The organism is Halorubrum sp. AJ67 (assembly GCF_000513435.1).
The window spans coordinates 1-10,001 of the sequence record NZ_CBVY010000014.1 but is presented as its reverse complement, the minus strand read 5'-3'; the positions used below and the strand labels follow the sequence as shown (position 1 = coordinate 10,001).

The window sequence follows — 10,001 nt, the reverse complement described above, 5'->3', positions numbered from 1 at the left end:
CGCGGCGTCTATCGCGCCGCATCCGGTGTGGCCGACCACTACGATGATCTCGGTGTGGGTGTGACGGAGCGGATACGCCACGCTCCCGTCGAGAACCCGTTCGCCGTCGACGAGCGCGCTCACGCTGTTCCCGATCGCGCCGGAGGTGAAGAGGAACCCCGGCTCGTCGACGGCGAACATCCCCTCCTGCGAGACGCGCGAGTCGGAACAGCAGACGGAGACTACGCCGGGGCGCTGACCCTCGCGGTGGCGGTCGAAGACGCCGGGCGCGAGCGCATCGACGTGGTCGTCGTTGCGGTCGAGGAGATCCCTGAGTATCCGACTGTCCATATCGGCTTCACCCGGGGAGAAGTCAAAAGCGTCGGGGACGGAGCCGACCGTCCCGACCGGGGAGACGCTCGTCGCCGCCGTTTCAGCGGATCGGTCAAGCGACGAGTCGGGCGGGCCGGTCAGGCGACGAGTCCGACGACCGAGACCAGGATACCGACGACGAACACCGCGAGGAGCGCGACGGTCGCGATCACCACTGCGGGCGCGAGCGCCTCCTCGTTCTCGTCGAGGACGATGTCTTCCAAGTTCTCCATGTCCGAGCCGTCGTCGCGGCGGGATTTGAACGCTTCGACCGAGTCCGCGCCGCGAACGAGGGTCGCTACTGGTCGAGCCAGACGTTGTTGTAGTCGCTCAGGATCCGCGGGTTGTACTGCGAGCGCGGGTGGGCGACGAAGTCGTTGACGTGGTCGCGGACGCCAATGGAGACGCGGAGGCTGTAGCTCGGGAGGTGGACCCGGTCTTCCAGCACCGTCGGAATGATCGACTCGTACAGCTCGCGTCGCTCGTCGATGTCGCTGGCGCGGCGCGCGGCGATGATCTCCTCCATGAGGTCGTCGTTCTCGTAGTAGGTCCCGTTGGTGGCACCGATCTGCTCGTCGTGGAACAGGTTGTACACGTACGAGTCCGGGTCCGGCCCGCCGAGCCACCCCAGCGCGTACATGTTGTAGTCGTCCTCGTTTCCGGTGTCGTAAGTGTCGAGGAACGTCCCCCAGTCGTACCGGCGGACCTCGGCATCGTAGCCGGCCTCCTTCAGCCCGTTCGAGACCGACACGCCGATCTGTTCGCGGAGGTCGTCCGGCGGGACGATGATCCGGAAGCCGTAGTCTTCGGGTACGCCGGCGTCCGCGAGCAGCTCTGCGGCCCGGTCGACATCGCGGTCGTGACCGATATCCGCCCACTCGTCGACGGGGAAGTCCCACGAGTCGGCGACCGGGAGCGGGACCGGCGCGTAGTTGCGTTCCCCGGCCGGCTCGATGAAGTTCGAGACCGCTTGGTCCATCGAGACGGCGTAATCTATCGCCTCCCGGACCTGCGGGTCCGTCGTCGGTCCCTCGTTACAGTTGAACGCGATGTAGTAGTAGGAGATGCCCGGCTCCGACTGGAGCGACATGTTGTCCGCGCTCTCGACCGTCTCCCACGTCTGGGGGGTGATCCCGTCGGCGACGTCCGACTCGCCGGTCTCTAAGGAGACGACCCGCGTCGTGCTCTCCTCAACGGGTTCGAACCGGAGCCGGTCTAGGTACGGCTTCGGGTCACCCCAGTAGTCGTCCCACTTCACTAGGTCGACGAACTCCCCTTCCGTCCAGTCGTCGAACTCGAACGGTCCGGAGCCGACCGGCGCGTCGAGGTTGAACGCCTCCTTGTCCGCCTCCCGGACCGACTCGGGCACCACGTTCCGCGTCAGCGCGAGCGTGTAGAACGGGCCGTAGCCGTACTGGAGATCGATCTGGACCGTCCGGTCGTCGACGACCTCGACGCTGTCTATCATCTCGACGTCCGGCGCGTTGGCGGTCTCCTCTTCGACCGGCGCGAGCAACGAGTAGCGGATGTCCTCGGCGGTGACGGGCTCGCCGTTCTGGAAGCGCGGCCCGTCACGCAGTTCCACGACGTACCGCGTCCCGTCGCGCTCGACGGTCGGCTCCTCGCGTGCGAGGTGCGGGACGGGGTTGGTGCTCTCGTCGTAGGCGTACAGCGGCTCAAACACCTGCGAGCACACCTGCTGCGAGTAGATGTCGTTGACGACGATCGGGTCGAACTCGATCGGCGACACCTGCTGTGAGTACACAAGCTCTCCGCCGGCGACCGGTTCGCCGTCGCCCGTTCCGCCGTCGGTTCCGTTCCCCGTGCCGTCCGAGCCGCCACCGGTACATCCCGCGACGGTCCCGGCCGTCACGCCGGCCGCGACGCCGCGCAGCATCCGTCGTCGCGACGAGTCGAGTTCGCGTGACATGGCGGTCCGTTTCTCCCCGACACATAAATTACCGGACACACTGGCAGCGTTCGACCGTACGCCGGATAACCAGAAATTACGTCCGGTATCTCGCTATCGCCGACGTGTTTTTGTGCGTCCGGCGTGGCGGATACGCCAACACGATGCCACGCGAAGAGTACCAGACGAAACTGGAGGGACTCCGCGACGACGTCCTCTACATGAGCGAGGTGGTCGCCGAGCGCCTCCGCATGGGGCTCGACGCCCTCGAACGGCAGGACGGCGAGCTAGGCGAGGAGGTGATCACCGGCGACGCCGAGATCAACGAACTCTACTTGGAGCTGGAGGGCCAGTGTACGGACCTCATCGCGCTCCAGCAGCCGGTCGCCGGCGACCTGCGGTTCATCGCGGCGTCGTTCAAGATCATCACCGACCTCGAACGGATCGCGGACCTCGCGACGAATCTCGGCGAGTACGCAAAGCGGGCCGACCGCGAGGTGTTCCCCGACGTCGACGTCCAGCGCATCGGCGACGACACGCTGGAGATGTTAGAGCAGGCGATGGCGGCGTACGCGGAGTCCGACCCCGAGCTGTGTCACGCCGTCGCGGAGGCCGACGACGAGGTCGACGCCGCCTGCGAGGCGGCGAGCGAGCTCGTCGTCCGCGACCTCATCGAGCGCGACGAACTGCGCGAGGAGGCCGACGTGGAGGGGACGATGCGGAACGTCTCGCGGCTCCTGCTCACGATCCGCGACCTCGAACGCGTCGGCGACCACGCGGTCAACATCGCCGCCCGGTCGCTGTACATGATCGAGAACGACGACGAACTGCTGTACTGACCGACTCGGGGTAGGTCGGGGGTCGGACCCTCGCCGCGCGGGCTTCGTCCGGACGTGTCACCGGAAACGATTCTGTCCCCGTGTTATATCCCCCGGAAGTGAGACGGGACACCCATGGTACTGGGAGCGATCGTCTCGTTCGTCGTCGCGCTGTTGGTGGGTGGACTGGGAATTTACGTCAGCGGCCGCGTCGTCGCCGACGTCGACGACTACTCGCACGCGGTGGTCACGGCGCTGATCGGGGCCGTCGCCTGGGCGATCGGATCGCTGATACCGATCGTCGGCTCGCTCGTCGCGCTGGTCGCGTGGGTGTGGGTCATCAAGTGGCGCTACCCGGGCGGCTGGGTGAAGGCCGCGATCATGGGCGTCGTCGCGTGGGCGGCCGCGCTGGCGGTCATCTTCGTGCTGAACGACGTTCTCAACCTCGGGATCACCGCGCTCGGCGTCCCGGGCGTCTGAGCGCGTTCCGGGTCAGTCGTCGGCCGTCGACCCTGATGTCCCGTCCCCGTCTGCGGTCGGTTCGTTTAGTTGGCCGGTCGTGTACCCCTGCCAGTCGTACCTGTCTTGGAGGTACAGCGCGACCTTCACCAAGGCGAGCAGCACCGGGACCTCGATGAGGGGACCGATGACCGTCGCGAACGCGACGCCGGAGCCGACACCGAACACCGCGACGGCGACGGCGATTGCGAGCTCGAAGTTGTTGCTCGCGGCGGTGAAGCCGATCGCGGTCGTCGTCGAGTAGTCCGCGCCGATCCCGCGGCCCATCCCGAAGCTCACGAAGAACATCACGACGAAGTAGATCGTGAGCGGGACCGCGATCAGGAGGACGTCGCTCGGCTGGGCGACGATGCGTTCGCCCTGCATCGCGAACATCACGATCACGGTGAAAAGCAGCGCGATCAGCGTGAGCGGACTGATAGTCGGCTCGAACGTCTCCTCGTACCACTCGACGCCCTTCGTCCGCGTCCCCACGAACCGCGAGGCGATTCCCGCGGCGAAGGGGATCCCGAGGAAGACCGCGATCGCTTCGAACACCTGTCGCGGGCTGATTCCGAACTCGGAGATCCCCGCGACCAGCGACTCCATGCCCAGCAGCGGCGGGAGGACGAGCGCGAAAAACCAGATGTACACGCCGTAGGTGAGGATCTGGAAGACGCTGTTGAACGCGACGAGGCCCGCGGCGTACTCGTTCGAGCCCTCCGCGAGCTCGTTCCAGACGAGCACCATCGCGATACAGCGGGCCATCCCGATGAACACCAGCCCAAGGAAGAACTCGGGACGGGCGGGGAGTCCGGGAACGAGCCCGCTGAAGAACACGATCGCCAGCCCGAACATGAGGGTCGGCCCGATGAGCCAGTTCTGGACGAGGCTCAGTCCGAGCACCTTCACGTTCTTGAAGACGGCGGGGAGCTGTCCGTAGTTGACCTTCGCAAGCGGCGGGTACATCATCAACACCAGCCCGATCTCGACGAGGTGGAGGTCCTGGATCGGGCCGGTGACCGACGGCGCGACGTAGCCGAGACCGATCCCGATCGCCATCGCGCCGAAGATCCAGACGGTGAGGTACTTGTCGAGGAAGTCCATCGACCGCGGGTCGCCGCATGACTCGCAGTCGCAGTTCGGTCCATGTTCGTGAACGGCGTCGCTCACGACGGTCCCACCTCCGTGATGACGGACGAATCGACTGGCGGGCGATACCGGTGTGTGGACGGGTGAGCGCTCATAATTAGTGTATCGGAGGAGACGGCTACTCTTCGGCCGCGATCACGTCGAGCTGTACGTCCGCACCGCCGGGGAGCGAGCAGACGCCGACGACGGTCCGCGGCGGTAACTCGACGTCGTCGAACCGCGACTCGTAGACGTGATCGATCGCCTCCGCGGCGCTCGGATCCGTGAGCTGAATCTCGAGTTTCATCACGTCGCCAAACGTCGCGTTTCGGTTGTCGGCAAGAGCGGATTCGAGGTTGTCGAGCGCAGTCGAGAATTGCTCTTCGATTGAATGATCACCCAGAATTTGGCCGTCGACTTTGGGAAGGATACCCTCGAAAAAGCGTAGATCAGACGAGCCTGTCCGCTTCCCGAACGCTCCGATGTTATCCGTTCCGTCGCGCTGGCGCTTGCTCTCCTCGCTCAACGTTGGGTCGATGTTCATATCGGCGGCGCGATTCTTGTCCGAGTCGACTTCTGTTGTTCGCTGTCCCATAATAGATGAACAGTTGCTCAAGTATTAAAGCTCTTCGAAGAATTACAAGGACTGGCAGGAGGCCTGTATTTTGAACGACAAGTACGTCTGCTAAACTATCGGTATCGCTGAACGGCCCCGAGAAGGTACCGGCTGTTCGGCAGCCACACCTCGTCTCAGAGCAGGTGGTAGAGCCCGGCTGCGAGGAGCGCACCGAGGATCGGTCCGACAACGGGAACCCATGAGTACGCCCAGTCCGACGGGCCTTTGTGCGGGAACGGAAGGATTGCGTGTGCGATGCGCGGTCCGAGGTCACGAGCGGGGTTGATAGCGTAGCCCGTGGGACCGCCTAGAGACAACCCGATGCCGAGTACAACCAAGGCAATCGGCAGCGCCGAGAGCGCGCCGAGGCCGAATCCGACCTCCTGTCCGTCAATGGTGATCGTCTGAAGGATCTCGCCAGATGTCTCGTTCAAGAAGCCGGCAGAATTCAGATATAGAACGCCGAACACTAGGACGAACGTACCGATGATCTCGGTTATCAGGTTGGACGAATAATTCCGGATTTCGGGAGCGGTCGAGAAGATCGCCAGTTTCGCGCCCTCGTCCTCCGTAACCGCGAAGTGGTCTCTGTATGCCAGCCACACGACTATGCCACCCAAGAACCCACCGAGCGTCTGTGCTGCCACGTAGAGTGGGACTTGCGTCCAGTCAAATAGACCCGCGGCGGCGAGTCCTATCGTCACGGCGGGATTGATGTGACCGCCGCTGACCTGACTGATAGTGAATACGCCCATGAACACCCCGATCGCCCATCCCCACGTGATGACAATCCAGCCGCCGCCGTTCCCTTTCGTCTCGTCGAGCACGACGTTGGCGACGACGCCGCCTCCGAAGATGATGAGGATCGCAGTCCCGATGACTTCCGCGACGTACGGGTTCATCTTCCACTTAGAAGGTTGCTACTGCTCGTACTCCCGGTTCGTTCCGAATTATCGCCGATTTTCGTCGTCTCCGATCTCATAATAGATGAGCATCTGCTCATATATTAAAGCGTTTTGAACTCCGAACAACCCCTCTCAGCGAAGGTTGTACTCCTGTATGGAGCTCTCTCACGTATCCGCGGACAACCTGACATCGGCGGCGTCGAAAACGCAGCCATGTCGACGACCGCTCGCGTCCCACGTGTCCGCGTTAGTGTGACTTATTCCGCGTACGTCTGATCGATGGTGATAGCGTCGACCGGCAGCAACTGTTTCGCGTCGCAGACGAACGCCCGCAGCCGGCGGTCGAGCTCCGGCGACGGCTCAGTCCCCGCGACGAAAATCGATAGTTCGCGCTCCGAGAGCGTTACGTCGGCGTCGAGTCCGTGAAGCGCGCATAGCCCGGCCGCCCGGTCTCCATCGGGAAGTCGTTCCAAGACCGAGACTTCGTACTCCAGCGTGACGCCGGCCAACGAGTGGTTGTAATCCAGCGTGACCGTCTCCTCGTCGATCAACTCGATCACGCAGTCGCGTCCGGCGACTGAGACGGTTCGACCTGCCTCCCGCTTCTCCGGCGGGACGAGCCCCACCGGAACCGTCTCGACCTTTCGCGGGTCGCGTTCCCCGAACGCCTCCGTCGGGCCGACCCTGACCGTCGCGGATCCGCCGATGCCGGCCTCGCGAACCGCCTCCTCGACGGGTTCGAAGAGGTGTCCCTCGCCGAGGACGACGACCATCGGACCGTCGGCCTCGATCCCGACCAGGTCGGCGTCCGCCGCGACAGACGGATCGGTCGTGTCGACGACGCGGTCGCCCGCCGCCGTGCGCGCCGTGTACTCGATCCGGACGAACTCGCCGTCGTTGAGTGCGGCGGTGTGCTCGGTCACCGTCATTCTGGGGCGATGTTCATCGGCTTGAAGCTCATTTCGTCTTTGACCTCGCTCTCGCCGAGGCGTCTGATCTTCCCCTTCCCGTACTTGTAGCCGGGATTGGGATTTGCGGGATCGAGGTACGCCGGGTTGATGTCGTTGTTGACCTGGTCCGGATACAGCCAGTACGTGTACGCCAACCCCTCCGAGACGGGCTGTCCCTGAGCCGCGTCGTCCTCGTCGACGACGTAGGCGACCGCGGTAAAGCTGCCTTGGGTGTTCTCGCCGTTGATGTTGAAGACGTCGTCGTTGACGATCTCGACGAGATCGCCGGCTTCGATCCCTCGTTCGGCCGCGTCGGTGGGATGAAGCTGGAGGACGTTCTGCGGGAAGCGCTTCTGGACGTACTCCAGCCGCTGGTGGGTGTACATGTTCTGCCAGAGGTGCTGGAGTCGGCCGTTCGTCACCCAGATCTCGTCATCGCCGGGACTGAGCCGTTCGTAGACGTCGCCGATCGTCGTCCCTTCGTCGGTGTCGACGACCCGATCCCAGTCGACACGCTGGAGGATCGCCTCGCCCGTGCTCGTGTGGAACCGGTGATCCATGACCTCGCGTTCGCCGTCCGGGGCGTGGATTCGGGGCGTCCCCTGTACCTCGCCGTTCTCCTCGTAGATCGGCTGCTGGACGCCCTCTTCGACGGTCTCCATGTACTCGGCCGGCGTCATGTCGTTCGCTTCGGCGGCGGGCGCGATCCCTTCGAGGGAGTGATCGCCCCCGGCGCCCGGATACTCCTCGCAGATCAGGTTGAAGATCTCTCGGGAGTCGTCCCAGTCCATGTCGTCGGCACCGAGCCGTTGGCCCATCATCGAGAATATCTCCCAGTCCTCCTTCGCGCCGGAGGGGCCCTCCATGAAGCCCTGGTACTGCCGGAAGCGGCGCTCGCCGTTCCAGCGGTGGTAATCGCCGCCCTCGCCGGACTCGACCGCCATCGCCGGCAGGACGATGTCGGCGTACTGGGTCGTCGTGTTGGGGTACAGCTCCTGATGGGTGACGACCATGCCGCCGTTCTCGATGCGCTCGCGGAACGCGCGTTCGATCTCGTCGATGTCGGCGGTCTGCGGCTGCGCGCCGCTCGTGCGCTCCCGGATCGCGTTCCGGAGGTCCTGCGTCGCGTACGAGTGGCGAGCCGGATCGTTACCGATGACGTGCCAGTGTTTGATCTCCCCGTCCCTGACGCGTTCGACCGTGTTCGGCGCGACCGTCACGTCCTCGACGTTCTCGCCGTCGAAGGTCTGCGTCGAACGCTCGGCGATGGCGTCCCCCGCGGCCCCGTTCGTCCAGAAGCCCTCCTGGTGGCCCCCGGCGCGGGTGATACCGGTACCAGGGCGACCGACGCTGCCGGTGATGAGCGTCAGGTTCGCCATCGCGCCGGTGTTCTCGTGGGACCAGCCCCAGATGAGTCCCTTCTCCAGCATGAACAGCGTGTTCGTCTCCTCGGCCTCGGGCTGGGCGATGAGTTCGGCGGCCTCGCGGATCTCCTCGGCCGGGACGCCGGTCGTCTCGGTGGCGTTCTCGGGGGCGTAGCGGGGATCGTCTAAGAGATCGTAGTACTCCTCGGGCGTCAGCCCGAACTCCTCTTGGTACCACCCTTCCTCATCGATCGTCTCCCGGTTGTCCATCACCCACTCCTCGATGAACCCCTCGTCGTGCCAGCCCTGATCGACGATGTGGCGCGCGATGGCGTTCAGGAGGATCGGGTCCGTCGCCTCGTTGACCTGGAGGTGGATCCCACCGTTGTTCTCGGCGTAGTTCGCGGTGAACTTCTTTCGCGGATCGATGAAGACGATGTCGGCGTCGCCCTCCTCGTTTATCCACTTACTGAAGATGACGTCCTGGTTCTCCTTGGGATCGGCTCCCGCCAGCACGATGGTGTCCGCCTCCGCGGCGTCCTCGTAGGCGTAGGACCACTGTGCGAGGCCGGCGTTAACGAGCCCGGGGACTTCCGTCGTGAGCGCCGGACGGTTGTGGCCGCCCCAGTTGGGCGAGCCGATGACGTCGTGACAGAGCTTCGTCCCGGCGAAGGTGTTCTCGATGAACTGATAGAAGTACAGTTTCTGTCCGTAGCCGTTCGGGTTCTCGCCGTTCTCCGTGGCGATCTCGGTGGCCCGGGCCCACGCTTCGATAGCGGTGTCCCAATCGACGGTGACGAGATCGCCGCCGATCCGGATCTGGGGCTGTTTCAGGCGGTCGTCGTAGTCCTCGTTGTTTGGAGAGTACAGCGACTGCGCCTGCGTCCCGCCACGAATGGAGTGTGACCCCTCGTTGACCGGATACTCGGTATCGGGGACGAACAGGATGTGATACTCCCTCCCATTCTCCTCGATTATCTCGTGCATGTTCGGCGAGGGCCACTCGCCGTAGCCCGCCGGGTAGTCGATCCCGAGCGCGTTCTCGTCGGCGGTCGGGCCTCCCCCCTCGCCGACGGGCCACTTGTACACCTCGTAGCCGCAGCCGACGATACAGTACCGACACGACCGCGAGCTCCTCTCGGCGTCCGTGGGTGGAATGGGGACCTGGCTCGTGTGTGGGTTATCCGCCATCTTATCCCTCCGTTTCCTCCGCGGTGACGGGTTCTCCGTCCCGTAGGTTGTCCCGGTAGCCGTACGACAGCCCGTCGACGCCCGTCGCGTAGACATCGCCGTCCTCAACGTCGAGTCGGATCTGCGGGAGGTCCGTCGTCGCCGCCCCGCTGACGACGAGCCCGCCTTTCGAGAGGTCGAAGGTCGTGTAGTGGCACGGACAGGGGCCGGCCATCTCCCGTTCGGGTTTCACCTGTCCCTGAACGGGACAGCCCATGTGCGTACAGAG

The 10,001-nt window shown here is 64.5% G+C and carries 11 protein-coding genes; 2 read left to right on the top strand and 9 right to left on the bottom strand.

Going from position 1 to position 10,001, the window contains the following annotated elements; translation table 11 throughout:
• From BN903_RS11220 to BN903_RS11215, 3 genes are all read right to left on the bottom strand, one after another.
• The coding region (locus tag BN903_RS11220; protein WP_048077813.1) for a carbonic anhydrase at positions 1-330 on the bottom strand (330 nt) is incomplete at its 3' end.
• A 119-nt stretch (positions 331-449) separates the two neighbouring features.
• A complete protein-coding gene (locus BN903_RS18340; RefSeq protein ID WP_255331286.1) occupies positions 450-584 on the bottom strand; it encodes a hypothetical protein in 135 nt (44 codons plus the stop codon).
• A 65-nt stretch (positions 585-649) separates the two neighbouring features.
• Entirely contained in the window at positions 650-2,281 is a 1,632-nt protein-coding gene (locus BN903_RS11215) for an ABC transporter substrate-binding protein (protein WP_048077812.1), read from the bottom strand.
• Between the two features lie 143 nt (positions 2,282-2,424).
• On the opposite strand from BN903_RS11215, the gene phoU reads away from it, so the two are divergent.
• Positions 2,425-3,099 (top strand): phosphate signaling complex protein PhoU, encoded by a 675-nt coding sequence (phoU, locus tag BN903_RS11210; RefSeq protein ID WP_048077811.1) that lies wholly within the window; start codon positions 2,425-2,427, stop codon positions 3,097-3,099.
• Between the two features lie 114 nt (positions 3,100-3,213).
• Positions 3,214-3,558, top strand: coding sequence for a hypothetical protein (locus BN903_RS11205; protein WP_048077810.1), 345 nt, complete (start codon positions 3,214-3,216; stop codon positions 3,556-3,558).
• Positions 3,559-3,570: 12 nt separating this feature from the next.
• On the opposite strand, the gene arsB is transcribed toward BN903_RS11205, so the two are convergent.
• The 6 genes from arsB to BN903_RS11175 form a co-directional block, all read right to left on the bottom strand.
• Positions 3,571-4,749 (bottom strand): ACR3 family arsenite efflux transporter, encoded by a 1,179-nt coding sequence (gene arsB / locus BN903_RS11200; RefSeq protein WP_048077809.1) that lies wholly within the window; start codon positions 4,747-4,749, stop codon positions 3,571-3,573.
• Positions 4,750-4,846: 97 nt separating this feature from the next.
• The gene (locus BN903_RS11195) at positions 4,847-5,302 is read right to left on the bottom strand and encodes a RidA family protein (protein ID WP_048077808.1); all 456 of its coding nucleotides are present in this window, start codon (positions 5,300-5,302) and stop codon (positions 4,847-4,849) included.
• Positions 5,303-5,457: 155 nt separating this feature from the next.
• Entirely contained in the window at positions 5,458-6,225 is a 768-nt protein-coding gene (locus BN903_RS11190) for an MIP/aquaporin family protein (protein ID WP_048077807.1), read from the bottom strand.
• A 260-nt stretch (positions 6,226-6,485) separates the two neighbouring features.
• Entirely contained in the window at positions 6,486-7,157 is a 672-nt protein-coding gene (locus BN903_RS11185; RefSeq protein WP_052334955.1) for a peptidylprolyl isomerase, read from the bottom strand.
• Positions 7,154-9,733, bottom strand: a complete 2,580-nt coding sequence (locus tag BN903_RS11180) for an arsenate reductase (azurin) large subunit (RefSeq protein ID WP_048077806.1) — start codon at positions 9,731-9,733, stop codon at positions 7,154-7,156. Before BN903_RS11180 ends, BN903_RS11185 begins: the two co-directional genes overlap by 4 nt.
• 1 nt (position 9,734) lies before the next feature.
• Positions 9,735-10,001: Rieske 2Fe-2S domain-containing protein (locus BN903_RS11175; RefSeq protein WP_048077805.1), on the bottom strand; the 267-nt coding region annotated here is incomplete at its 5' end.